Below are 25,436 nucleotides of genomic sequence, written 5' to 3' on the forward strand. Positions count from 1 at the left end.
CACTCGTAAAGGGGCCACAATCCAATTGCTGAAATAGACAGGGCTTGGAACTCACACCTTCTGCGTCGCCGCAAGAAAGCGTGATCCCCTGTCCTATGGAGCTACTACCGGTCACCGGCCGGAAAGCAAACCGTTGGCAGGCGGATCCTGCCGCGTCCCGATGTTGACAAGCGCGACTGAAGCTTGAAGATTTCTGGACGTAAGCACTTGTCTGGAGGGGTTTATGGCAATGCGCGCGGCTCGTGGTCTATCGATTCTTTTCCTTCTCTTTTTTGCCTGGAGCGGTGTCGCGCAAGCGGCCGAAGCCCGGCGGGTGGTGACATCGCACAATTCCGACTATTTCGGTTTCGATCTCAGATCCGACCAGAATGTCAGCCTCGACCAGTGCAAGACCACCTGCCTCGGCGACCCGGCCTGCCGCGCCTTCACCTACAACCTCAAGGCCAAATGGTGCTTCCTTAAATCCGATTACAATTCGTTGAAACCCTTCGGTGGCGCCGTCGCCGGCAAGGTTGTCAACATCGATGGCGATCCCGACATCGGCGCGCCACCCGAACTCGCCTTCTTCCCCAACTGGATGGCCGACCAGGCCCAGCAATACCGCAACAACCTCACTGGCCCGACCTACACCAAGCCGACCGAGGGGCTGACGGCGCTGAGGGCCGCCGCCGAACGGTCGGCGCTGACGGGCGACCATCGCTCGGCCATGCACAAATACGAAGCGGCGGTTTCGGTGCTGCCGGATGATGGCCAGCTCTGGCTCGAGCTGGCGCGCGAAACGCTTGCCGTCCATCCGACCGCCAACAGCTCGGAGCCGTCGACCCTGCCGGCGAACGCCACTTCCGCCGCCTTCAACGCCTACAAATTGCTGCGCACCACCAAGACGCGCGCCGACGTGCTGGCGCTGCTCGGGGACGGCCTTGATCGCCGCGATCTCTACAGGCCGGCTCTGCAGGCCTACGAGGCGAGCCTCGCTCTCGTCAATTCGCCGGCAGTCAGGGCCGCCTATCAGGATCTCAAGGCCCGCAAGGGCTTCCGCGTCATCGATCATACCGTCGATGCCGACACCAGCGCGCCACGCATCTGCGCGCAGTTCTCCGAGGAACTGGTCAAGACCGGCGTCGACTACTCGCAGTTCGTTACTGTCGACAACGCCGCTCCCAAGGGCGTCGAAGCCAAGGACAAGCAGATCTGCGTCGAAGGACTCGAGCACGGCCAACATTATGACGTGACCTTCCGCGCCGGCTTGCCGGCCGCCATTGGCGAGGTCACCGCGGCACCGGTGGTTCTGTCGATCTACGTGCAGGACCGCGCGCCTTCGGCCCGCTTCACCGGCGATAGCTTCGTGCTGCCCGCCGGCGCACGCCGAGGTATACCGGTCGTCACCGTCAACATGAATGCCGCCCAAATGAAGCTCTTCCGCATCGGCGACCGCTCGCTGGCCCAGCTTCTGTCGGGATATCAGTTCCTGCGCCAGCTTGACGGCTACGACATTTCGAACATCTCCGAACAGATGGGCGAGCCGGTCTGGCAAGGCCAGCTCGACATCGCCAACGACCTCAACAAGGAAGTCACCACCTCCTTCCCAATCGACGAGGCTTTGCCGAAGCGCAAGCCCGGCGTCTATGTGCTGACCGCACAAGCCGTCAACGATCGCAGCGACGACTATGATTCGCACGCCACGCAATGGTTCGTCGTCTCCGATATCGGCCTGTCGACCTATACCGGACAGGATGGGCTGAACGTCTTTGCCCGTTCGCTCGCAACCGCCAAGCCGATCGCCGGCGCCGAGCTGACGCTGCTGGCCAGGAACAATGAAATCCTCGGCACCGCGACCACCGACGCGGAAGGGCGGGCGGTGTTCAATCCCGGCCTGACGCGCGGCGACAGCGGCATGGCCCCGGCCGTGCTGATGGCCAAACAGGGCGACGACGATTTCGTCTTCCTCGATATGGGCCGCGCCGGCTTCGACCTGTCCGACCGTGGCGTCGCCGGACGGCCGGCACCTGGCGCGCTCGACGTCTATGCCTGGACCGAGCGCGGCATCTACCGCGCCGGCGAAGATGTCCATGTCGCGGCCCTTGCCCGCGACAGTGCCGCCAAGGCGGTCGAGAACCTGCCGCTGACCTTCATCTTCTCGCGGCCCGACGGCGTCGAGGACCGCCGCATCGTCAGCGACGGCGCATCGGCCGGCGGTCACGCTGTCGACCTGCCGCTGGAACCCAACGCCATGCGCGGCACCTGGACGGTGGCGATCCATACCGATCCCAAGCAGGCGGCGGTCGCCAGCCAGATGTTCCTGGTCGAGGACTTCGTGCCGGACCGCATCGAGTTCGACCTGTCCTCCGACAAGCAGGAGATCGCCCAGGGCGAGACCGCCAACATTACCGTCGACGGCCGCTTTCTCTACGGCGCGCCGGCCGCGGGCCTCGCGCTCGAAGGCGAATTGACGCTGTCGACCGCCCGCGATTGGGACCGCTTCAAAGGCTATTCCTTCGGTCTGGCCGACGGACAGTCGGCTGAACCGACGGTGACGCCCTTCACCGGCCTGCCGGTGGTCGGCGAGGACGGCAAGGCGACTTTCCCGGTCTCCGTCGATCAATTGCCATCCACCACCAAGCTGGTCGATGCAAAGGTCACTGTCAGGATGCGTGAAACCGGCGGCCGTGCCGTCGAGCGCTCGCTGAATATCGGCATCCGCCCGCAGGGCCACATGATCGGCATCCGCCCGGATTTCGACGACGACGAGGTGCCGCAAGGCGGCACGGCCAAGTTCAGCCTGATCGCTGTCGACCCAGACGGCAAGCGTGAGGCGCTGAAGGGCGCGCAGTGGTCGCTGGTCAAGGTCGAGCGCAGCTACCAGTGGTACCGCTCGAGCAACTCCTGGAACTATGAGCCGGTCACCTTCACCAAGGCGGTGGCCAACGGCCAGGTCGACCTGAGCGCCGATGGCGAGGCGACGGTGTCGCTGCCGGTCGACTGGGGCCGCTACCGGCTCGAGATCGAGACAGCGGATCCGGAAGGCCCGGCCACCAGCTACGAGTTCGACGCCGGCTGGTATGTCAGTTCCACCACCACCGAAACGCCCGACGGCCTAGAGATCGCCCTCGACAAGGATACCTATGCGGCGGGTGAAGTGGCCAAGCTCAAAGTGTCGCCGCACTTTGCCGGCGAGCTGCTCGTCACCATCGGCGCCGACAAGCTCCTGAAGACCGTCACCGCCAGCGTGCCGGCCGGCGGCAGCACCGTCGACATCCCGGTCGGCGACGACTGGGGTGCCGGCGCCTACGTCACGGCAACGCTGTTCAGGCCGGGCGATGCGCAAGAGACGCGTATGCCGGCGCGCGCCATCGGCGTCAAATGGCTGAAGCTCGATCCCGGCTCGCGGAAGCTTGCCGTCAGCTTGGCGCCGCCGGACAAGACCATGCCGCGCCAGCAGCTGTCGATCCCGGTGGCCGTAGCCGGCGTGCAGCCCGGCACCAACGCCTATGTCATGGTCGCGGCCGTCGACGTCGGCATCCTCAACCTGACCAACTACAAGGTACCGGATCCGGAGAACTGGTTCTTTGGCCAGCGCATGCTCGGTCTCGAGGTTCGCGACATCTATGGCCGGCTGATCGACGGCTCGCTGGGCACAACCGGTAAGCTGCGCACCGGCGGCGACGGCGCCAACATGCAATCGCAAGGCAGTCCGCCGACCGAAAAGCTGGTCGCCTTCTTCTCCGGCCCGGTCCAGCTCGACTCCGACGGCAAGGCGCGGATCGACTTCGACATACCGCAGTTCAACGGCACCGTGCGCGTCATGGCCGTCGCCTGGACAAAGGAAGCAGTCGGCCATGCCCAGTCCGACGTCATCGTTCGCGATCCGGTGGTGATCACCGCCGGCCTGCCGCGATTCCTGGCGCCCGGCGATTCCGCCGTCATGCGGCTCGATGTCGCCGACACCGACGGCCCTGCTGGCGACTACAAGCTGACCATCGACACGACGGGCGACCTGTCTACCGGCAGTGCCGCCTTGCCTGAAAAGCTGACGCTGGCCAAAGGCAAGCGGCAGACGCTGACCGTGCCGTTGATTGCGCGGACCGCGGGCAACGCCTCGATCACCATCAAGCTTGCGCATGCCGACGGCACCGCTGTCGAGCAGACGCTCTATGTGCCGGTGCGCCCAGCGCAACTGCCGGTGACCACCCGCATGGTCGTCGACCTCAAGGGCAATGGCGGCGCGCTTCGCGTCGACAAGGAACTGCTGGCGGCAAGCCTGCTCGATGGCGCTTCGGTCAGCGTCGGCGTTTCGCAGGCGGCTGCCTTCGATGTACCGTCGCTGCTGATGACGCTCGACCGCTATCCCTATGGTTGCGCCGAACAGACCACCAGCCGCGCCATGCCGCTTCTCTACGTCAACGAGATGGCTTCCGGCATCGGCATGGCCAGCGACCCCGATCTGCATGGCCGCGTCCAGGACGCTATCTACAAGGTGCTGAGCTACCAGGCATCGGCCGGCAGCTTCGGCCTGTGGGGTCCGGGTTCCGGCGATCTGTGGCTCGACGCCTATGTCACCGATTTCCTGACCCGGGCGCGCGAGCAGAAATACGACGTGCCGGCTTTGGCGATGAACCAGGCGCTGAGCAATCTGCAGAACGCGATCGGCTACGATCAGGACGTCCAGGATCGCGGCAGCGAGATCGCCTATGCGCTCTATGTGCTTGCCCGCAACAAGAAGGCCTCGGTCGGCGATCTGCGTTATTATGCCGACACCCAGCTCGAAGCCTTTACCAGCCCGATGGCCGTCGCCCAGTTGGCGGCGTCTCTCGCGCTCTACGGTGACACCCAGCGCTCGGAGGCAACCTTCCAGGCCGCGCTGCAACTGGCCAAGTCGACGCCCGAATATGACTATTACCGGTCCGACTATGGCTCGCCGCTGCGCGACGGCGCGGCGATCCTGGCGCTTGCCGCGGAAAGCAAGCCGGTGCCGACCATCGTGCCGGCGCTGATCCAACTAGTGACCAGGGAACGCGCCGACGCCAGGTGGACCAGCACACAGGACGAGTCCTGGATGCTGCTGGCGGCCCGCGCGCTGAAGGCCGGCAATGATTCGATCGCGCTGACCGTCAACGGCGCACCGCATGCCGGCGGCTATTCGGACCAGATCGCTGGTGGCGACCTGGCCGACAGTCCGCTGACCATCGTCAACACCGGCAGAAATCCGCTGCAGGCGGTCGTCACCACCGTGGCCTCGCCGATCCAGCCTCTGCCGGCCGGCGGCAACGGCTTTACCATCAGCCGTACCTACTACAAGCTAGACGGCACAGAGGCCAACGTGACGGAGGTCAAGCAGAACGAACGCTATGTCGTCGTGCTCAAGGTTTACGAGCAGAACACCTGGCCTTCGCGACTGCTGATCACCGACCTGTTGCCGGCCGGCTTCGAGATCGACAATCCGGGCCTGGTCTCCAGCGCCCAATTGACGAACTTCTCCTGGCTGGCGCAGACCGATGCCGCTCATCTCGAATTCCGCGACGACCGTTTCGTCGCGGCTTTCAATCCCAACGACGGCGACCGCAACATCACGCTCGCCTACGTCGTGCGCGCGGTGACGCCGGGCACCTATGCCCACCCGGCGGCAACGATCGAGGACATGTACCGGCCGCAATATTCGGCCCGCACCGCCACCGGCATGATGGAGGTCAAGGCGCCGTAAGGATAGGAATATGGCGGTGGCGCTGCCCCTCATTGCCCTGCCGGGCATTTCTCCCCGTATAGAGACGGGGAGAAAGAGCCATGCGCCGAAGTTTTCGCCGAACTTTAACGTCGCAGAAAAGGCGCCAAGGGTCGCGACAGCCCGCTTCTCCCCGTCACTAAACGGGGAGAAGGTGCCGGCAGGCGGATGAGGGGCGGCGCCATGCTCTCCAGAAAATTCCTGCGCCGAGCGGCCATCACGGGCATTTCCTTGGCCGGTCTCGCGGCAATCACCGCCGTCGCCCTCTGGCAGCTCGACCGCGCATTTCCGCCGCCGCTGCCGGCTGCTTTGACGGTCTCGACCGAGGTGCAGGACCGAGACGGCCAGCTGCTGCGCGCCTTCGCTACGCCGGATGGCTACTGGCGGCTCGCTACCAGCCTGGACCAGGTCGACAAGCAGTTCGTCGACATGCTGGTCACCTATGAGGACAAGCGTTTCTGGGATCATCAAGGCGTCGACGTGCTGGCACTTGCGCGTGCCGCCGGCCAGTTCGCGACCAGCGGCCATATCGTCTCCGGTGGTTCGACGCTGCCGATGCAACTCGCCCGGCTGATCGAACCGCGCGACAGCCGCAGCCTCGGCTCGAAGATCAAGCAGGTGCTGCGCGCCCTCCAGATCGAACGGCGGCTTTCCAAGCGCGAGATCCTCGAACGCTATCTGACGCTGGCGCCCTATGGCGGCAATCTCGAAGGTGTGCGCGCCGCTTCGCTTGCCTATTTCGGCAAGGAGCCGAAACGGCTGACGGTCTCGGAGGCGGCCCTGCTCGTCGCTTTGCCGCAATTGCCGGAAAAGCGGCGCCCTGACCGCAACCTCGACGTCGCCCATGCCGCCCGCGACCGCGTGCTGACCCGCATGGTCTCGGCAGGCCTGCTCGGCGAACGTGAGGCCGCGCGTGCCGCGCTCGACGATGTGTCGGGGCTGCGGCGGACCTTGCCGGCGCTCGCTGCCCATGCGGCCTATACGATGCTGTCCAAGGCCATTCCCGGCCAGAAGCTGCAACTGACGATCCGCAAGAGTGTCCAGGAAGGGCTGGAGCAGGTGGCCAAGGATGCGGCCGCCAGGCTCGGCCCTCGCCTCTCGGTGGCCATGGTACTGGCCGATGCCCGTACCGGCGATATTCTTGGTGAGGTCGGCTCTGCCGATTTCTTCGATGCCAGCCGTTCGGGCTGGATCGACATGACCAAGGTCGTTCGCTCGCCTGGCTCGACGCTGAAGCCGTTCATCTACGGCCTCGCCTTCGAACAAGGCCTGGTGGCGCAGGAGATGCTGATCGAGGACAGCCCAGCCGATTTCTCAGGGTATCGGCCGAAGAACTTCGACATGGGCTATCTAGGCGATGTCAGCATCAGGCAGGCGCTGCAATTGTCGCTCAACGTGCCGGCGATCCGCGTGCTCGACGCGGTCGGCCCGGCCCGGCTGATGGCACGCTTTCGCCAGGCCGATGTGACCCCTATCCTGCCCGTCAACGAAGCGCCCGGCCTGGCGATCGGCCTCGGCGGCGTCGGGGTGACCCTGCGCGACCTGGTCCAACTCTATGCCGGCCTTGCCAATGGCGGCAAGGCACACACGCTGCATGACGGCACCGAGCCGGCGAATGCCGAACGCTCGACCGCCACAATCCTCGACGGGCAGGCGACCTGGCAGATCACCGACATCCTGTCAGGCGTCAAGCCTCCCCAGGGTGCCGCTCAACGCGGCATCGCCTACAAGACCGGCACCTCCTACGGCTATCGCGACGCCTGGTCGGTCGGCTTCGACGGCCGCTACGTGCTCGGCGTCTGGGTCGGCCGCCCCGACGCCGGTGCGGTGCCCGGCCTGTCCGGCTATGTCTCGGCTGCGCCCATCCTGTTCGAAGGCTTTGTCCGTTCCGGCCTGGCCGCCGTACCACTGCCGAGCCAGCCGTCCGGCGTCCGGCGTCCGAAACGCGAGGAACTGCCGGTGACGCTGACGCGCTTCGGCGCCGGCACCGATGGGCTGGTGCAGGCGACGCCGACCGAACCTGCGCCAACCATCATCTTTCCGCCCGACGGCGCTCGCGTCGATCTCGGCACTTCCTCGGCCGACGCCTCGCCGCTGGTGCTCAAGCTGCAAGGCGGCCGCGCACCATTCCGCTGGCTGGCCAACGGCAAGCCGCTGGTCGGCATCGACCGGCGGCGCACCGCGACCTGGCAGCCGGACGGCGCCGGCTATTCGACCCTGACCGTGATCGACGCGGCGGGACGCGCGGCCAGTGTGAAGGTTTTCGTCGAGTGAAAGTTTCCCTTGAATAATTTCCGGCAGGTGATTCAGGGGATTGGGTTTTACGTCTTGCTTTCGGGCGCCGGTATTTCCTCGGCCTTTGCTGACACCCTCCCCGCCGGCTTTGTTCGGCTAGCCGACATCGATCCCAATATCCGGCAGGATATCCGCTATGCCGGCCTCGAGAATTTCCTTCATCGCAAGGTAAGCGGCTACGATGCGCCGGTATGCATCCTCACCAGGCAAGCGGCGCAAGCGCTTTCGGCAGTGCAGAAAGCGATTGCCGCCGAAGGACTGACGCTGGTCGTGTTCGACTGCTATCGCCCTGCGCGGGCTGTCTCCGACATGGGTGACTGGACAAAAACGAGTGGGCCACCGGACGCGCAATGGTACCCAAAGGTCAAGCGCAAGGATCTCATCGCCAAGGGCTATATCGGCGAACTGTCCACCCATTCGCGCGGATCGACGGTCGATGTCGCGATCGCGCGAGCCGACCGCAAGAGCGCTCCGAAACCGGCCTGCGGCGCGACCGATGCCGACACGCTCGATTTCGGCACGGGTTTCGACTGTTTCGATCCAGCGAGCGAAACGGCTCACCGACCGATAGCCAGTGAAGCGGCGGCTAACCGCAAAAGACTTGTCGAGGCGATGCGTGCCCGCGGCTTCAAGAATTACGCCCGCGAATGGTGGCACTTCACGCTGGAGAACGAGCCGTTTCCAAAAGAGCGCTTCAAATTTCCCGTTACCGCCGAATAGCCGGCCGCAACCTTCGGGCGCGACGCAGCCATTGCCGAAGAGCTAGCCGTCTCTAGATAATCGCGTCGGGATCGCAATCATGGTCCATGCGGGGAAAATAGTTTCTCGCATCGCCGAAACTGGGCGAAAAATTGCTTCAATAGGCCAAAAAAGGCAACATTGAATGCATCTAAATTCTATCAATTCGGTAGATTGGCGCGAGTTCAACGGAGGCGGAAATGACCAAACCTCATTTCAGGAAACTGCTCGGCGCACTGGTCGCCACATCTGTCCAGTTCGGCACGCTCGGTTTCGCGTTTGCCGACACCACCATTCTCAACGTGTCCTATGATCCGACGCGTGAGCTCTACAAGCAATTCGATGAGGCCTTTGTCGCCCACTGGAAGGCCGAGACAGGCGAGACCGTCACCGTCCAGCAGTCGCATGGCGGATCCGGCGCCCAGGCGCGCGCCGTGATCGACGGGCTCGACGCCGACGTGGTGACGCTGGCGCTCGAAGGCGACATCAACGCCATTGTCTCGAAAACGAAGAAGATCAATCCCGACTGGCGGACGAAATTCGAAAACAATTCGGCGCCCTACACCTCGACGATCATCTTCCTCGTCCGCAAGGGAAACCCCAAGGGCATTCATGATTGGGGCGATCTGGTCAAGGACGATGTCCAGGTGATCACGCCCAATCCGAAAACCTCCGGCGGCGCGCGCTGGAACTATCTTGCCGCCTGGGCCTATGCCAGCGCCAAGGATGGCGGCGACGAGGCCAAGACCAAGGAATTCGTCGGCAATCTCTATGCGCATGTCCCGGTTCTCGACACCGGTGCGCGCGGCGCCACCGTGACCTTCGCGCAAAAAGGACTGGGCGACGTGCTGCTCGCCTGGGAAAACGAGGCCTATCTCGCGCTCGACGAGTTCGGCGCCGACAATTTCGATATCGTCTACCCGCCGACCTCGATCCTGGCCGAGCCGCCGGTCGCCGTGGTCGACGCCAATGTCGACGCCAAAGGCACGCGCAAAGTTGCCGAAGCCTATCTGAGCTACCTCTATTCCAAGGAAGGCCAGACGCTCATCGCCAAAAACCATTATCGCCCTTCGAAGCCCGAACTGGTGCCGGCGGAGGACTTGGCCAAGCTGCCTGAGATCAAGCTGGTCACCATCGACGACCCGCTTTTTGGCGGCTGGAAGAAAGCACAGCCTTATCATTTCGGCGATGGTGGTATATTCGACCAGATCTACAAGCCGGCCCAGTAGCATTTAGATCAGGACGACATGACCACAGCACCCGCCAAGGCGGGGTGGCGATTCAGGCAGCCGAGCGTCATTCCGGGTTTCGGATTGACGCTCGGCTTCTCGCTTGCCTACCTCACCCTCATCATCCTCATTCCCCTGTCCGGGCTGATCTGGCGCTCGGCGGCGCTCGGCTGGACCGACTTCTGGGCGATCGTCACCGACCGCCGCACCATCAACGCGCTTGAAATCAGCTTCGGCACCGCCTTCATTGCCGCCGCCGTCAACGTCGTCTTCGGCACGATCGTCGCGTGGGTGCTAGTGCGCTACAGCTTTCCAGGCCGCCGCATCGCCGATGCCATGGTCGACCTGCCCTTCGCGCTGCCGACGGCGGTTGCCGGCATCGCTTTGACCACGCTTTACGCACCGAATGGCTGGATCGGAAGCCTGCTGACGCCGCTCGGCATCAAGGTCGCGTATACGCCGCTCGGCATCGTCATCGCGCTGATCTTCATCGGGCTGCCCTTCGTCGTGCGCACTGTGCAGCCGATCATGGAGGAAATCGACAAAGAGGTAGAGGAAGTGGCCGCCACGCTCGGCGCCAATCGCTTCCAGATCATCAGCCGTGTTCTGCTTCCCGGACTGGCACCGGCCATCGTCACCGGTTTCGCGCTGGCCTTCGCGCGCGGCGTCGGCGAGTACGGCTCGGTTATCTTCATCGCCGGCAACCTGCCCTACAAATCCGAGATCGCACCGCTTCTGATCGTCATCCGGCTCGAGGAATATAATTATGCCGCGGCGACCGCGATCGCGGCGATCATGCTGGCGCTGTCCTTCGTGATGCTGCTGGTCATCAACCTGGTGCAGACCTGGAGCCGCAAGCGCTATGGCTGACCCGGAGATCAAATCCTACGCGCCGCACCACGAAAGCCGCTCGGCGGCGGTAACCGAAAGCCGCCCTGCGCAAGCCGTGCTGATGGCGGTAACGTTTGCGTTCCTTGCCATCTTCCTGCTCTTGCCGCTGATCATCGTCTTCAAGGAAGCTTTCGCCAAGGGCATCGAGGCCTACACACAGGCGCTAGGCGAACCGGATACGCGCTCAGCGATCCGCCTGACGCTTCTGGTCGCGGCGATCTCGGTGCCGCTCAACATCGTCTTCGGCATTTCCGCCGCCTGGGCGATCGCCAAGTTCGAGTTCAAGGGCAAGGCGTTCCTGACCACACTCATCGACCTGCCCTTTTCCGTCTCGCCGGTCATTTCGGGGCTTGTCTACGTGCTCTTGTTCGGCGCGCAAGGCCTGCTCGGCGCCTGGCTGAAAGCACATGGCATCGTCATCCTGTTTGCCGTGCCGGGCATCGTGCTGGCCACCGTCTTCGTCACCTTCCCCTTCGTCGCCCGCGAATTGATCCCGCTGATGCAGGAACAGGGCAATGGCGACGAGGAGGCTGCCCTGTCGCTTGGAGCCAATGGCTGGCAGGCGTTCTGGTACGTGACGTTGCCCAACGTCAAATGGGGATTGCTCTACGGCGTGCTGTTGTGCAATGCCCGCGCGATGGGTGAGTTCGGCGCCGTCTCGGTCGTGTCGGGCCACATACGCGGGCTGACCAACACCATGCCGCTGCATGTCGAAATCCTTTACAACGAGTACAATGCCGCCGCCGCCTTTGCCGTCGCTTCGCTGCTTGCCGGCCTGGCGCTCGTCACGCTGGTCTTGAAAACACTTCTCGAGATGCGCTACGGCGCCGAGATCGCCGCGACGCGCGGACACTGACAAATGCATGTCGCCCAAAAGTGTGTAGCAGTTTTTGGACAACGACATGCATAAAACAAAGATTTGATGTCGCCCAAAAGTGGGAACCGGTTTTGGGATAACGGCATGCATCAACTACAAAAGGGATTTGCATGGAAGTTCGCGTTGCCAACGTGCGCAAGGAGTTTGAGCGGTTTCCGGCCCTCCACGACGTTTCGCTCGACATCAAGTCGGGAGAACTGATCGCCCTGCTGGGACCGTCCGGTTCCGGCAAGACGACGCTGCTCAGGCTGATTGCCGGATTGGAGCGGCCGACCCGCGGAAAGATCTTCTTCGGCGAAGAGGATGCCTCCCAAAAGTCGATTCAGGAGCGCAATGTCGGCTTCGTCTTCCAGCACTACGCGCTGTTTCGCCATATGACGGTCGCCGACAATATCGGCTTCGGACTCAAGGTCCGGCACGGGCCGTCACGCCCGTCGGCGAAGGAAATCCGACGCCGCGCCTCGGAACTCCTCAACCTCGTTCAGCTTTCCGGTCTGGAAAAACGCTATCCGGCACAGCTTTCGGGCGGCCAGCGCCAGCGCGTGGCGCTGGCCCGCGCCATGGCGATCGAACCGGCCGTGCTTCTGCTCGACGAGCCGTTCGGCGCGCTCGATGCGCAGGTGCGCCGCGAACTGCGCCGCTGGCTGCGCGACATCCACGACGCCACCGGTCACACCACGGTCTTCGTCACCCATGACCAGGAAGAGGCACTGGAGCTTGCCGACCGTGTCGTGGTGATGAGCCAGGGCCGCATCGAGCAGGTCGGCACCGCCGACGAGATCTACGACACGCCGAACTCTCCCTTCGTCTACGGCTTCATCGGCGAATCGAGTTCGCTTCCGGTCAAGGTCGAGGACGGTCAGGTCTGGATCGCCGACCGGCCGATCGGGCTTTCCGCGCCGCACGCACCGCAAGGCGAAGCGACGCTGTTCTTTCGCCCGCACGACGTCGATCTGGTGGAAGAATGCAACGGCTGCATCGCCGGCACGGTCGCCGCCAGCCGCCGCGTCGCCGGCACCAGGCGGGTCGAGCTCGAAATCGGCGGCGAACGTCAGCGGGTCGAGATCGAATTGCCCGTCGATCATCCGGCGGCGCAGAAAAGTCGCGTGGCTTTCAGGCCGCGGCGCTGGAAGCTTTTTCCGGCTGCTTGATCCTCTATCAGGCGCTACACCAGCCAGTTCTCGACCTTCAGGCCTTTGATCCGGTTGAACTCCCCGGTGTTGGCGGTCACCAGGGTAGTTCCAAGCGCACGGGCGTGGGCAGCAATAAAAAGGTCATTTTGGCCGATGGTCTGGCCCCTGCCTTCCAGTTCTGCGCGAATCGCGCCGTACTCGGCATCCACGGGCACATCGAGCGGCAAGACGGGAATCTCAGCCAGCAATTCCTCGACCTTCTTGTGCAACTTGGCTGATCTTTTCTTGACGCAGCCATATCGCAGTTCCGACGCGACGACGATGCTGGTACACACGGCGGCGTCTCCCACGCGCAGGACAGCGCTTGCGGCTTTCCCGGCCGGATTTCGGATCATGTCGCTGACAATGTTCGTGTCCAGCATGAACCGCATCAAAAAAATTCCTCGGATTTGACAGGCATATCCTCGACTTCGGGAAAGTCTTCTTCGGCACCGGGCGGCGGCTCTTTCGCCCATTGCGCGAGCAGTGCGGTGAGGCCAGGTTTGCGGACCGGCTCGATGATCAGGCGGTCGCCTTCACGGCTGATCAAGACCTTTTCGCCGGGAAGTTCGAACTCGACGGGAATGCGCACCGCCTGGCTGCGATTGTTACGAAACAGCTTCGCCTCCTTCGGCGGGGTTGTTGAATGGCGGTGTTGAGACATGACAACAGCTCCCTTGTATATACTATTTGTATATGCCAGACAGGGCGGCGATGCAATCGCCTTGCACCGCGTTGGCCGGCCGGGAACCATCGTGCACGCCGACGGCATCGGCGCCGCTGCCAAGCTGTCCTGAGACTCTGCTTGAAAGAAAAAACCAGAAATCGCCCACAGCGGGAATATTTCTTCTATCGACAACGTGGAGCGGCCGCTCTGCGTGCCTCGTCGCGCACGATGCCTTGCCGCTATGGTCCGGCATTAAGCTCATGGCATTGGAGCCTGTTTTCATGAAGCGATTTTTGCTTGGCATCGCCACGTTGGCCGGCCTCTTCCTCGCATCCTCCCAAGCCTGGTCGGCCGACAAATTGCTCAATGCTTCCTATGATGTCGGGCGCGAACTGTTTGCGCAGGTCAACAAGGCGTTCGTCGCCGGCCACCCCGGCGTCACCATCGATCAGTCGCATGCCGGAACCTCGGCACAAGCACGCGCCATCGCCGAAGGCCTCGGCGCCGACGTGGTCACGTTCAACCAGGTCATCGACATCGACTTCCTGGTCAAGAAGGGCCTCATCTCCGCCGACTGGCAGAAGGACTTTCCGGACAACGCCTCGCCTTTCTATTCGCTGCCCTCCTTCCTGGTGCGCGCCGGCAATCCGAAGCACATCAAGGATTGGAACGATCTCGTGCGCGACGACGTCCAGGTGATCTTCCCTAATCCGAAAACATCGGGCAATGCGCGCTACACCTATCTCGCGGCCACCGCCTACGCCAAGGAAGCCTTCAAGGGCGACGATGCCAAGGTGAAGGAGTTCGTGACAAAGCTGTTCAACAACGTGCCGGTGTTCGACAGCGGCGGGCGCGCCGCGACCACCACTTTCGTGCAGCGCGAAATCGGCGACGTACTCATCACCTTCGAGTCGGAAACGCGCGGCGTCCGCAAGGAGTATGGCGAGGACAAGTTCGAGCAGGTAACGCCTTCGGTCAGCCTGTTGGCGGAATTTCCGGTGGCGATCGTCGACACGGTTGCAGACGAGCATGGCACGCGCGATCTCGCCAAGACCTATCTCGACTTCCTCTATACACCCGAGGGCCAGGACATCGCCGCCCGCAACGGCCTGCGGGCCCGGGACGCGGCGGTCGCTGCCAAATATAAGGCTGAGTTTCCCGATGTCCGCCTGCTGACGGTGGAGGAGGTCTTCGGCGGCTGGGCCAAGGTCCAGGCCGAGCACTTTGCAGCGGGCGGCCTGCTCGACCAGACTTATGGCAGCCGCTGAGGCGAAATTCCAACTTTGACAGAAGCCGGCTTTGCCGGCTTCTTTGCTTTCGCGCTGCGAAAGGTGATTTCTGGCACTTTCCAGGCGCATTCCGTCCAAAACGTTACAAAGAATCAACGCGTTTGTGCCTACCGTGAGAACGGACGGCTTGTTTTCGCGAACGGCTTCGCGTGATCAAACCGTCATGATTTGCACACAAACAGCCGCCAGACGCAGGTGGTTGGGGCTTCATGGGTTGACTCGGGGCATGCTTACCAAAAAAGGCAAATACGGCCTCAAGGCCCTCGTGCATCTGTCGGGCCTGCCGGTCGGCCAGCTCGCATTCGTCAACGACATTGCGGTCGCCAATAACATCCCCAAGAAATTCCTGGATGCCATCCTGGGCGAGTTGCGTAACGCCGGCTTCGTCCAGAGCCGCAAGGGCAAGGAAGGCGGTTACCGCCTTGCCCGGCCGGCTTCCGAGATCAAGATCGGCCATGTCGTGCGTGTCCTCGACGGGCCGCTGGCGCCGATCCCTTGCGCCAGCCGCACCCAATACCAGCGCTGCGAGGATTGCGACGAGGCGACCTGCCAGGTTCGGCACATGATGCTGGAGGTCCGGCAGGCGATCGCCGAGGTGCTGGACAACCGCAGCCTCGCGGCCATGCGCGACGCCGACAATGACGATTTCCCAGTCGAACTGACGTCGCAAATCTAGCGCGCGAGCAGGCTCAAGGCAGTCGCGACGGTGTCGGCGACCGGACGCGTGCCATCCAGGGCCATTGCCGCCTCGTCCGCCGCTGGCGCCTCGAGCGTGGCGAACTGGCTGTCGACCAGGCTTGCCGGCATGAAATGACCCTTGCGATTGCCGACGCGCTGTTTTGCTGTTGCCGGGTCGATCTCCAGGTAAACGAAAACGATATCCGGGCAAAAGCCGCGCAGGCGATCGCGGTAGCTGCGCTTCAGCGCCGAGCAGGCGGCGACTACACCTTGCCGGCTTGCGACCGACGCGGCCATCCGCTGGCCGATCGCGTCGAGCCAGCCTTCGCGCAGCGCGTCGGTGAGCGGCTGGCCGCTCGCCATGCGCGCGACGTTTTCGGGCGGATGCAGCCTGTCGCCTTCGATAAAGACGGCGCCCAATGCCGCTGCAAGCGCTTCGCTGACAACCGACTTGCCGCAGCCGGCAACGCCCATCACCACGATGGCGGGTACCGTTCGAACAGTGCTCGCCGGCTTATATGCCACGTCTTTACCGGTCATGCAGGTCAGCGGCTTGCCGGCGCGCGGCCATAGAGCAGCAGCATGGCGACGATGACGACGCCGTAGATGATCTGCCGTCCCGCCTCCGGCATCTGCATGACAGAGAGAATGGACTGCAGAAGCGTGATCAGGATTACCCCGGCGACTGTGCCGAGATAGGAGCCGCGCCCACCGAGGATCGACGTGCCGCCGAGCACCACCGCGGCGATCGACGGCAGCAGATAGGCGTCGCCCATCGACTGTGCCGCCTTGGAGGCATAGCCGGCCAACAGCACGCCGCCGAAGGCGGAGAGCCCGCCCGAAACCGCAAAGGCGATCATCACCACGCGCCTTGTATCGATGCCGGAAAGATAGGCTGCGCGCTCGCGATTGCCGATGCCATAGACGGTGCGGCCGAAGCCGGTGCGGGTCAGCACGAACACCATTGCGGCGCCGATCAGCGCCCAGATGAGGACGGCGTTGGGCACGGCAGGAACGGCAAAGCCGGTCGCCAGATAGCGCATCGCACCGGTCGCCGAATCCTGCGGCGAGAAACCGCCCGTGTAGACCACCATCAGCCCCTGCGCGACGGCGTTGGTGGCAAGCGTGATGATCATCGAGGGAATGCGCAGATAGGCGACGCCGATGCCGTTGACGATGCCGATCAGAACACCGCAGAAGATGCCGAACGGAATGGCAAGCGCCACGCCGACCGGGCCGTATGCGGCCGCGGCACAGGCCATCATCGCGCCGGCCGCCACCGACCAGGGCACCGACAGGTCGATCTGGCCGAGCAGGATGACCAGCATCATGCCGGTCGCGATGACGCCGAGAAACGACGCCACCTTGAGCTGCTGCAAAAGGTATTCAGGCGACAGGAAGCTGCGCGAATAGAGGCTGCCGAGGAACAGCAGCAGCACGATACAGGCGAACGCCGTCAGCACCGCCGGGTCGGCGCGGCGGAGGAATTTCGGCATGCGGCCGGCGAGACCACTCACAGTCGTTTCGCTCACAGGAACCACTCCAGCCGGTTGCGGACCCGAAACAGGGCGAAGGCGCCGAGGCTGACCGCGATCAGCAGAATGACGCCCTGGAACAGGGGCTGCCAGAGCGGATCGAAATCGAAGACGAACAGCAGGTCGCCGATGGTGCGGAAGGCAAGCGCGCCGAAGATCGCGCCGATGGCGCTGCCCTTGCCGCCGAACAGCGACACGCCGCCAAGCACGACCGCGGCAATCGAAAACAGCGTATAGGCGTTGCCGCTGGCATAGGCCGCATCACCGGTATAGGTGAAGAACGTCAGGAACAGCCCGCCGATCGCGGCAAGCAGACCGGCAAGCGCATAGGCGGCGAACTTTCCACGCCGGATCGGCACGCCGGACATGTAGGCCGCCATCTCCGAGGAGCCGGCCGCATAGGCGGCGCGGCCGAGCACCGACCGGCTGAACGGCACCCAGACGACAAGCACGACCGCCAGCAGCGCCACCAGGCTCGCCGGCACAATACCAAACAGGCGCCCGGTCAGCGCATCGGCGAGCCCCTCATTGACCGAGCCGCCCGGAAACGGCCGAAGCAGCAGCGCAATGCCGAAATAGACCGCACCGGTGGCGATAGTGGCGACGATCGGCTGCAGGCGTCCATAGATGACGATGGCGCCGTTGATTGCCCCGCACAGCAGCCCGGTGCCGAGCACGGCGATGACGCCGACGGCGGTCTCGATGCCGGTGCCGACGACCAGCCACGACGCCAGGCAGTTGGTCAGGGTGAAGATCATCCCGACCGAGAGATCGATGCCGGCGGTGATCACCACCAGCGTTTGCGCCATGGCGACGAAGGCGAGCAGCACGCCCTTGTTCGAGGCCGTCTGCACGACGTTGGCGGTGAAGCCCGCCGGATGGTTCGAGGTGTAGATGACGAACATGACGACGAAGATGCCGAACGCCAGTAGCGTTCCGCGCTGTTCGGCAAGCCAGTAGCGCCAATCCTTCACGCGTCCGCTCCTTGCTTTGGCATCTCTTCGTGAATGTTGAGCGCGCTGGCGATCAGCGCCCGCTCGGTGATTTCGGCGCCGACCAGTTCGCGCTTGACCGCGCCGTCATAGAGCACCAGCACGCGGTCGCAGCAGCCGATCAGCTCGTCATAGTCGGTCGAATAGAAGAGGATCGCCGCACCCTGGTCGGCAAGCTTGCGCATCAACTGGTAAAGCTCCTGCTTGGTGCCGACATCGATGCCGCGCGTCGGATCGTTGAGCAGGATGATGCGCGGCTGCCGCATCAGCCATTTGGCGATGACGACCTTCTGCTGGTTGCCACCGGATAGCGCGCCGACCGGAATGTCGAGGCCGGCGGTCTTGATCGCCAGGAGACCCACCATATCGTCGATCAGCCGCTGCTCGGCGGCGCGATCGATGATGCCGGCCCTGGACAGCCGGTCGAGGGCAGCGAATGAGAGGTTTTCGCGCACCGTCATCGGCAGCATCAGCCCCTCGGTCTTGCGGTCCTCCGGGATCAGCGCCATGCCGATCCGGTCATCGCGCGCCGCGGCCGGGCTGGCGATCGCCACCGGCCTGCCGTCGATCAGGATCTGGCCCGACAGGCCACGCAGCACACCGAAGAAGGCGAGCAGCAATTCGCGCTGGCCCTGGCCGTCGAGGCCGCCAAGCCCGACCACCTCGCCCGCCCCGACCGATAGCGAGACATCGTGCAGCCGATCCGTCCAGGACAGGCTGCGCGCCTCGAGAACCGGCGTGGCTGCGGCAGCCGCCCGCGCGGGCTTGGGCGGAAAGATGTGGCTGTATTCGCGCCCGATCATCAGCTCGACGACCTCGTTGTCGCTTTTTGTACCGGCCGCGTAGCTGGCGACATTGCGGCCATTGCGGAACACCGTGCACTGGTCGGCCAGCTCGGCGATCTCGTTCATGCGGTGCGATATATAGAGCAGCGCCAGCCCTTCCGAACGCAGCCGCTTCAACACGGCAAAAACCCTGGCGACGTCAGCCGCGGTCAGCGCCGAGGTCGCCTCGTCCAGGATCAGGATGCGTGGCTTGCGCGCCAGTGCCTTGGCGATCTCGACCATCTGCCTTCTTGAAAGAGGAAGATCCTTGACCAGCGCCAGCGGATGGATATCGGAAGCGCCGGCGCGAGCAAGGGCTTCTTCGGCGATGCGGCGCTGCGCCTTGCGGTCGATCATGCCGAAACGCTTCGGCGGATCGGAAATGACGATGTTGTCGGCAACGCTGAGTTCGGGGACGAGCGACAGCTCCTGGAAGATGCAGACGATGCCGGCCTGGTTGGCGGCGGCCGGCGAAGCGAAGGTAACTTCGCTTCCGTCCAGCATCATGCGGCCCTCGTCGGGCGCAACAACCCCCGCCATGACCTTGATCAGCGTCGATTTGCCGGCGCCGTTCTCGCCGAGAATGGCGTGGATGCTGCCTGGAGTGACCGACAGTTCGGCCTTCTCCAGCGCCCGCACGCCGCCATAGCGCTTGGATATGCCTTCCATGCGGAAGAGCGGAACCGCACCGTCCATCGGCCCTCCCCAGGCGCTTGGCAATCAGGATGTCGAGCGCCGACGCCGCGGGATCTCCCGCGGCGTCGGGCTGTCGGAGTTTACTGGTTTTCCTTGCTCTGGCCCATGATTTCCTGCGCCGTGAAATTGATGCCGCAGGTCGGGAAGGAATTGCCGACGAAGAAATTGTCGGATTGGTCGGGGAAGTAGTCCTGGCCTGCCTTGAAGTTCGGATCCTCGACGATCGCCAGCGGCAGCTTGACCGCTTGCGGCACGACCTGGCCTTCAAGTGCTGCAATCGCCGTCTTGATGGCAACCGCGACCTGCGCCGGGCCGGTACCGGCCGACGAGCATTTCAGGCCGTCAGCGGCGAACTTGGCGCAGAATTTGCGGAAGCCGTTCTCCGTCTCGCCGCCGAACGGCACGAACGGATGCTTGGCATCGATCATCGCCTGCACGATGCCGGTATCGCCGCCCTGTCCGGTAATGCCGTCGAAGGGGCCGTTGGTGGCAATGGCATCGGCCGTAGCCTTTTGCGCAACGCCGTCATCCCACTTGCCGACGACCTCGGTGACGTCCCATTTCTTGCCGGAAGCGTCGAGAACCTCGTGGATGCCGTTGTGGCGATCGGTGTCGACGGACGTGCCGGCGACGCCGCGCACTTCCAGCACCTTGCCGCCGTTCGGCACGTGCTTGACCAGCCAGTTGGCCCACAATTCGCCAAGGCCCTTCTGGTCGACATTGACGTTGATGGCATCCTTGGTGTCGAGGATGTTGTCGAAAGCGACCAGCACCACACCGGCTTCCTTGGCCCGCTTGATGACCGGGCCGAACGCGGTCGGGTTCTGGGCGTTGACGACAATCGCGTCATAGCCGGAATCGATGAAATTATTGATTGCCGAAATCTGCGCCGGCACGTCCTCGCCGGTCGAGACCACTTTGAATTCCTTGAGCTTGGCCGCGACCGCCGGCTGCGCTGCATAGGCCTTCGCCGTCTGCACCATCTGGATGCGCCATGTGTTGGCGATATAGCCGTTGGCCAGAGCGATGCGGTACGGGCCATCTTTCTTGGGGAACTTGAAGAACTGCGTATCGGCCGACCAGGGCGCGAAGCAGTCAGGCTCGGCCGATGGCCCCTTGACGATTTCAGGATCGGCGATCGCCGACGAGCTCAGCATGACGAAAGCAGTGGCGGCAACGATACCGCCAACGAGTGACTTGATCATCGATATTCCTCCCAGTTGCAGTTTTGTTTATTGTTACGCCGATGAATTTGCGCGTTTCCGGCCCGGCACCTCCCGCCGTGCCCGTCGCGCGTTCAGGTGGCCGAATGCCGACCCGATCCCCTCCTTTGCTGCCCGGCTAGTCCCGCAAAAACTATCATATTATGCATAATAAACAAGCATGAGCTGTCGCTTATGTATAATAAACAGCCCCCCATCTTCTGAGCGAAGTACCGCCCGGCGATAACTGGTAGCGCTACCATGACGTAGTGTAAAGCGCCATTGCGTTGAAGCGCGCTTCAGCGCGCCGTGCTTTCACGCCGCTTGAGTTCGAAGCCGAGGTCGACGACCCGCTGTTCCGGCCTGTTGCCCTCGATCGCCGCAAGCGCCATGGCGACCGCCCGCCGGCCGATCTCGTAACGATAGGTCCGAACGCTGGTGACCGACGGAAACGCCACCTCCATCATGTCGAGATCGTTGAAGCCGACGATGCCGATCGTCTTCGGCACGGCGATCGAAGCGCGATGGCATTCGAACAGCACCCCGAGGGCGATATCGTCATTGTTGCAGAACACCCCATCGAGGCTCGGCACCTTGGCCAGCGCGTCGCGGAACAATTCGCGACCGAGGGTGACGCTGGAGGGCACCGGCGTCGTGGTGGTGAGCCTCGGATCGAACAGGCCGGCCGCCTCCATCGCCGCGCGATAGCCGGCCAAGCGCCGCTGCGAACGCGGATCCATGCGCGCGCCGATGAAGCCTATCCGGCGATAGCCTGCCTCGATCAGATGTTCCGCAGCCGCCCTGCCGCCCTCGAAATGTGAGAAACCAACCATCATGTCGACCGGATCGGGCCCGGTCTCCATCACCTGCACCACCGGACAGCCCGCCGTTTCCAGCAGTTTTCGCGAGGCCGGCGTCTGGTCGATGCCGGCCACGATCAGCGCCGCCGGGCGTTGCGGGCCAAACACCTGCAGCAGCCGCTCTTCCTCGAGGCCGGAATAGTGGGTGTTGCCAAGCTGGATCCGGAAAGGGCCGTCCGACAGGCTGTCGTAGATGCCGCGCACCACTTCGGCAAAGACGTTGTTGGTAAGCGACGGCACCAGAACGCCAAAGACCTCGGCGCGCGCCGAAGCCAGCGCCCGCGCATTCGGGTCGGGCACATAGCCGAGCTCGTTCACGGCCGACTCGATCTGGCGGCGCAGATCTTCCGAGACACGCCCCGGCTCACGCAATGCGCGCGATACGGTAATGGCGCCGACGCCGGCCTTGCGGGCGACGTCGGCGATGGTCGGGCGGCCGCCGCCGCGGCGTGAGCGCGGCTTGATCACCGTACTCGTCCGGACGCCGGGCAACCGCCCACACGCGACCGTGAAACGATGTTCAGCGTTTTTGAAACTGCTGCCATGCCAAACTGGCCCGTTGCCACACCTTGTCTGGCGTCGCGCAGCCTTCGGCTGTTGTCAAGCGACGGCCGGAGAGACTGTATCCGTACCGCTGTGCTTCAGGCCGCCACAGCAGCGCTGCGCCGGGCCTTCCACAGCAGCAGCACCATGGCCAAAATATTCAGCAGGTTCCAGGCAATGCCGTTGAGGAACGCGGCGGCATAGGAGCCGGTCAGGTCGTAGATCCAGCCCGACATCCAGCCGCCGATCGCCATGCCGAAGATGGTCGCCATCATGACGATGCCGACGCGCTGGCCAGCTTCCTTGGCTGGCATATATTCGCGCACGATGATCGCATAACAGGGCACGATGCCGCCTTGGGACAGGCCGAAAACCAGCGAGACGACATAAAGCGAGGCAAGCCCGTCGAACGGGATATAGAACAACAGCGACAGGCATTGCAGCACCGAGCCGATCAGCAGGGTTTTCACACCGCCGATGCGATCGGCAAGGAAACCCGAGCCAAGCCGGCTGACGACGCCCGCCGCCAGCATGATCGACAGCATATCGGCGCCATGCGCCACGCCGTAGCCGAGATCCATGCAATAGGCGACGATATGGACTTGCGGCATCGACATCGCCACGCAGCAGCCGAGCCCGGCCACGATGAGCAGCGCCTGCAAGGCCGCCGGCGACAGGGAGATCGGCTGGACCACGCGGCTGCCCGGCGATCCCGGAGCCGCCTGGGGCGGTGCGCCGCGCCGGAGCAGCAGGATCAAGGGCACCATGGTGACCAGGCAGACGACGCCGATCGCGGCATAGGTGAAGCGCCAGCCTTGCGCCTGCATGACATAGGGCATCGCCGTCGGCCAGATCGCTCCGGCGAGATAGTTGCCGGATGCCGCAGCCGTCACCGCGACGCCGCGGCGCCGGTTGAACCAGTGCGAGATGTCGGCGATCAACGGCCCGAAGATCGCCGACGAGCCAACGCCGATCAACAGGCCCTGGACGAGGGTGAACTGCAGGATCGAACTGGTCAGCGACGCCAGCAGGAAGCCGGCGCCAAGTGTAATCGCAGCAATCAGCGCCGGGATCCAATACCCCATGCGGTCGATGGCGCGGCCGAACAGCACATTGCCGGCGGCAAAGCCGACCATGGTCGCGGTGTAGGGCATCGAGGCAGCGGCGCGATCGACGCCGAATTCTGCCTGCACGGCAGGCAGCACCACGACCACCGCCCACATGCCGACCCCGCCTATGGTTGCCAGCAGCATCGAGATGCCGAGCCGTATCCAGGCATAGGCACTGTCGATGCCTGAACTTCCTGCCTGGCTTGAGACGATTGGGGTCAAGAGCGTTTCCTGTCCGCAGTTCTTGAATCGGCGGTTCTGACCACTATCGGCGCATTCGCATCGCCGAGCAGCGCCACGACAGGCAAATCCGTGGCTCCAGGGATTCGGGCCGAAGTGGAACAGGGGTGCGCCATAAGGCGTTTTCCGGCAACGACCTAGTGGAAGGAGTTTGCCATGACCGCGCAACGGAAATGGTCCGCCGACGTCACCGGGCACAGCGACGCGCTGGACCTCGAGGAACACATCTTCGAATCCCACGATCCCAAGAAGATCGCCGCCTCTTTGAAGCGATCGGCCGAGCACAGCGACCGACGCAAGGCAGGGCCGTTTCAATCCGCCATGTCGATGCTGAATTTCTACATCAACCGCGCCGGCAAGAACCTGCCGGCGGCGCAGAAGAAAGTGCTGGAGGACGCCAAAGACGAGCTGCGCGCCCTTTTTGGCCGCCCAAAGGAAGATTAGGGTCGGTCTCCATTAATTGGTTCTGCCAAATTCGGCTGAACTGGACCTAGTGACAGGGCCTCTTTGTCGCCAGTCTGCAGGCTCGGCTTGTATTCCCAAGCCCGCAAAAGCCTGGCGTCATGACGGTCAAGATCGGCATCAATCCCATCACCTGGAGCAATGACGACGTTCCGGCGCTTGGCGGGGATACGTCCTTGGAGACCTGCCTGTCGGAAACGGCGCTGGCCGGCTACCGCGGCACCGAACTCGGCGGCAAATTTCCGCGCCAGGCTGAAGTGCTTGGGCCGCTCCTGTCTTCCTATGGCCTGGAACTCGTCTCCGGCTGGTATGATGGCCGCATTCTCGACCGCACGGTCGACGAGGAATTCGCGGCGATCACCCCACATCTTCAGCTGTTGCGCGACCTTGGCGCCAGGATCGTCGTCTACGCCGACACCTCGCGCGGTCGCCATGACGGCATTTTCGCACCGATCTCCGAGCGTCCGCGCCTCGCCGACAGGGACTGGCCGTCCTATGGCGAGAAACTGACCGCCCTCGCCGACCGCATGGCCGCATTCGGGGTCGGCATGGCCTTCCACCACCACATGGGCACCATCGTCGAGACGGACGATGAAGTCGACAGGCTGATGGCGGCGACGGGCCGAAGCGTCGGCCTTTTGTTCGATACCGGCCACTGCCTGTTTTCGGGCGGCGACCCGCAATCGCTGCTGCAACGGCATCTCGACCGTATCGTGCATTTCCATTGCAAGGATGTTCGCAGGGCGATGCTGGAACGGGCACGCCGCGAGGACATGAGCTTCATGGCGGCGGTAATGGACGGCATTTTTACCGTGCCCGGCGACGGCTCGGTCGATTTCCTGTCATTGCTGAAGCCCCTCGCCGCGCGCGGCTATGAAGGTTGGCTCGTTGTCGAGGCCGAGCAGGATCCGGCCAAGGCGCATCCGCTGACCTATGCCAGCAAGGGCTATTTCTCGCTGCTCGCCACCGCCCGCGAGGCCGGCTTCGAAGTGGCGACGCGGCAGGCAAACTGACCGGCCCGCATTTGCGAGCCGGGGGACACGATGGGCGCGCGCCGCGATGGGGTTAGCGACGCGAAAGCGCCCGGCGATCCGCGCCGCCTTGCTCCCTGCGCGGCGCGGATCGCAGAATCCCGGCTCTGGATTGCAAACCCCGACTTTCAAGCTTGAGGCCGACCGGAAGCCGTGCCTTGATGCAACCGAGGAGGAGCGATATGGCTTTCGAAGCTGCGCTTGGCATGGAACGGCTTTGCACCATCCGCGAGATTGCCGAGAAGGCGGAACTTGGCGCCGCCACCGTGCATCGCGCGCTGAAGAACAGCCGCGAGATCCGTCCCGAAACCAGGCGGCTGGTGCTCGACACCGTCTGCCGGCTCAACGAGGAAAAGATCGCCCGCGCCGCCCGGTTCGTCGGGGGATAGT

Annotated in this window: 22 protein-coding genes; 13 read left to right on the top strand and 9 right to left on the bottom strand. The window is 63.8% G+C overall.

What is annotated here, in order from left to right; translation table 11 throughout:
* The first annotated feature begins 223 nt into the window (after window positions 1-223).
* From NKH41_RS17460 to NKH41_RS17495, 8 genes are all read left to right on the top strand, one after another.
* Window positions 224-5,698, top strand: coding sequence for an alpha-2-macroglobulin family protein (locus tag NKH41_RS17460; protein WP_352933173.1), 5,475 nt, complete (start codon window positions 224-226; stop codon window positions 5,696-5,698).
* A 10-nt stretch (window positions 5,699-5,708) separates the two neighbouring features.
* Window positions 5,709-5,888 (top strand): hypothetical protein, encoded by a 180-nt coding sequence (locus tag NKH41_RS17465; protein WP_352769180.1) that lies wholly within the window; start codon window positions 5,709-5,711, stop codon window positions 5,886-5,888.
* An 11-nt stretch (window positions 5,889-5,899) separates the two neighbouring features.
* Window positions 5,900-7,990: a penicillin-binding protein 1C gene (pbpC, locus tag NKH41_RS17470; RefSeq protein WP_352771328.1), complete on the top strand. Its 2,091-nt coding sequence runs from the start codon at window positions 5,900-5,902 to the stop codon at window positions 7,988-7,990.
* Between the two features lie 9 nt (window positions 7,991-7,999).
* Window positions 8,000-8,731 carry a M15 family metallopeptidase gene (locus NKH41_RS17475; protein WP_352771330.1) on the top strand — a complete coding sequence of 244 codons (732 nt, stop codon included), beginning with the start codon at window positions 8,000-8,002 and terminating at the stop codon, window positions 8,729-8,731.
* Between the two features lie 218 nt (window positions 8,732-8,949).
* Entirely contained in the window at window positions 8,950-9,978 is a 1,029-nt protein-coding gene (locus NKH41_RS17480; RefSeq protein WP_352473515.1) for a sulfate ABC transporter substrate-binding protein, read from the top strand.
* An 18-nt stretch (window positions 9,979-9,996) separates the two neighbouring features.
* On the top strand, window positions 9,997-10,848 hold the full coding sequence (cysT, locus tag NKH41_RS17485; protein WP_352771332.1) for a sulfate ABC transporter permease subunit CysT: 852 nt from the start codon (window positions 9,997-9,999) through the stop codon (window positions 10,846-10,848).
* Window positions 10,841-11,725 carry a sulfate ABC transporter permease subunit CysW gene (cysW, locus tag NKH41_RS17490; protein WP_352473513.1) on the top strand — a complete coding sequence of 295 codons (885 nt, stop codon included), beginning with the start codon at window positions 10,841-10,843 and terminating at the stop codon, window positions 11,723-11,725. Before cysT ends, cysW begins: the two co-directional genes overlap by 8 nt.
* 131 nt (window positions 11,726-11,856) lie before the next feature.
* On the top strand, window positions 11,857-12,897 hold the full coding sequence (locus NKH41_RS17495) for a sulfate/molybdate ABC transporter ATP-binding protein (protein WP_352465240.1): 1,041 nt from the start codon (window positions 11,857-11,859) through the stop codon (window positions 12,895-12,897).
* A gap of 14 nt (window positions 12,898-12,911) precedes the next feature.
* On the opposite strand, the gene NKH41_RS17500 is transcribed toward NKH41_RS17495, so the two are convergent.
* Window positions 12,912-13,310: a type II toxin-antitoxin system VapC family toxin gene (locus NKH41_RS17500; protein WP_352771334.1), complete on the bottom strand. Its 399-nt coding sequence runs from the start codon at window positions 13,308-13,310 to the stop codon at window positions 12,912-12,914.
* Window positions 13,310-13,582, bottom strand: coding sequence for an antitoxin (locus tag NKH41_RS17505; protein WP_352473543.1), 273 nt, complete (start codon window positions 13,580-13,582; stop codon window positions 13,310-13,312). The genes NKH41_RS17500 and NKH41_RS17505 overlap by 1 nt, the downstream gene beginning before the upstream one ends.
* A gap of 284 nt (window positions 13,583-13,866) precedes the next feature.
* On the opposite strand from NKH41_RS17505, the gene NKH41_RS17510 reads away from it, so the two are divergent.
* Together NKH41_RS17510 and NKH41_RS17515 are read left to right on the top strand one after the other, a co-directional pair.
* Window positions 13,867-14,853 carry a sulfate ABC transporter substrate-binding protein gene (locus NKH41_RS17510; RefSeq protein WP_352473511.1) on the top strand — a complete coding sequence of 329 codons (987 nt, stop codon included), beginning with the start codon at window positions 13,867-13,869 and terminating at the stop codon, window positions 14,851-14,853.
* 247 nt (window positions 14,854-15,100) lie between these two features.
* Window positions 15,101-15,550: an RrF2 family transcriptional regulator gene (locus NKH41_RS17515; RefSeq protein WP_006202816.1), complete on the top strand. Its 450-nt coding sequence runs from the start codon at window positions 15,101-15,103 to the stop codon at window positions 15,548-15,550.
* On the opposite strand, the gene NKH41_RS17520 is transcribed toward NKH41_RS17515, so the two are convergent.
* The 7 genes from NKH41_RS17520 to NKH41_RS17550 all read right to left on the bottom strand — a co-directional run bounded on the left by NKH41_RS17520 (window position 15,547) and on the right by NKH41_RS17550 (window position 23,535).
* Window positions 15,547-16,092 carry a gluconokinase gene (locus NKH41_RS17520; RefSeq protein ID WP_352771335.1) on the bottom strand — a complete coding sequence of 182 codons (546 nt, stop codon included), beginning with the start codon at window positions 16,090-16,092 and terminating at the stop codon, window positions 15,547-15,549. The two genes, NKH41_RS17515 and NKH41_RS17520, sit on opposite strands and share 4 nt — an antisense overlap.
* 5 nt (window positions 16,093-16,097) lie before the next feature.
* The gene (locus NKH41_RS17525) at window positions 16,098-17,084 is read right to left on the bottom strand and encodes an ABC transporter permease (protein WP_352465244.1); all 987 of its coding nucleotides are present in this window, start codon (window positions 17,082-17,084) and stop codon (window positions 16,098-16,100) included.
* Window positions 17,081-18,061 carry an ABC transporter permease gene (locus NKH41_RS17530; protein WP_352465245.1) on the bottom strand — a complete coding sequence of 327 codons (981 nt, stop codon included), beginning with the start codon at window positions 18,059-18,061 and terminating at the stop codon, window positions 17,081-17,083. The genes NKH41_RS17525 and NKH41_RS17530 overlap by 4 nt, the downstream gene beginning before the upstream one ends.
* Entirely contained in the window at window positions 18,058-19,599 is a 1,542-nt protein-coding gene (locus NKH41_RS17535; protein WP_352456244.1) for a sugar ABC transporter ATP-binding protein, read from the bottom strand. The genes NKH41_RS17530 and NKH41_RS17535 overlap by 4 nt, the downstream gene beginning before the upstream one ends.
* Window positions 19,600-19,679: 80 nt before the next feature.
* On the bottom strand, window positions 19,680-20,804 hold the full coding sequence (locus NKH41_RS17540) for a sugar ABC transporter substrate-binding protein (protein ID WP_352453282.1): 1,125 nt from the start codon (window positions 20,802-20,804) through the stop codon (window positions 19,680-19,682).
* Window positions 20,805-21,100: 296 nt separating this feature from the next.
* On the bottom strand, window positions 21,101-22,129 hold the full coding sequence (gntR, locus tag NKH41_RS17545) for an HTH-type transcriptional regulator GntR (RefSeq protein WP_352771337.1): 1,029 nt from the start codon (window positions 22,127-22,129) through the stop codon (window positions 21,101-21,103).
* A gap of 173 nt (window positions 22,130-22,302) precedes the next feature.
* A complete protein-coding gene (locus tag NKH41_RS17550; protein WP_352771339.1) occupies window positions 22,303-23,535 on the bottom strand; it encodes an MFS transporter in 1,233 nt (410 codons plus the stop codon).
* Between the two features lie 174 nt (window positions 23,536-23,709).
* Here NKH41_RS17550 and NKH41_RS17555 point away from each other — a divergent pair, with 174 nt between their 5' ends.
* From NKH41_RS17555 to NKH41_RS17565, 3 genes are all read left to right on the top strand, one after another.
* Complete coding sequence (locus tag NKH41_RS17555; protein WP_352473504.1) at window positions 23,710-23,997, top strand: DUF3175 domain-containing protein; 288 nt, start codon at window positions 23,710-23,712, stop codon at window positions 23,995-23,997.
* Between the two features lie 119 nt (window positions 23,998-24,116).
* A complete protein-coding gene (gene iolE, locus NKH41_RS17560; protein WP_352771341.1) occupies window positions 24,117-25,028 on the top strand; it encodes a myo-inosose-2 dehydratase in 912 nt (303 codons plus the stop codon).
* Between the two features lie 200 nt (window positions 25,029-25,228).
* Window positions 25,229-25,435, top strand: a complete 207-nt coding sequence (locus NKH41_RS17565; protein ID WP_352453276.1) for a LacI family DNA-binding transcriptional regulator — start codon at window positions 25,229-25,231, stop codon at window positions 25,433-25,435.
* The last annotated feature ends 1 nt before the right edge of the window (window position 25,436 follow it).

This window comes from Mesorhizobium sp. M1169 (genome assembly GCF_040318345.1).
Classification (GTDB): domain Bacteria; phylum Pseudomonadota; class Alphaproteobacteria; order Rhizobiales; family Rhizobiaceae; genus Mesorhizobium.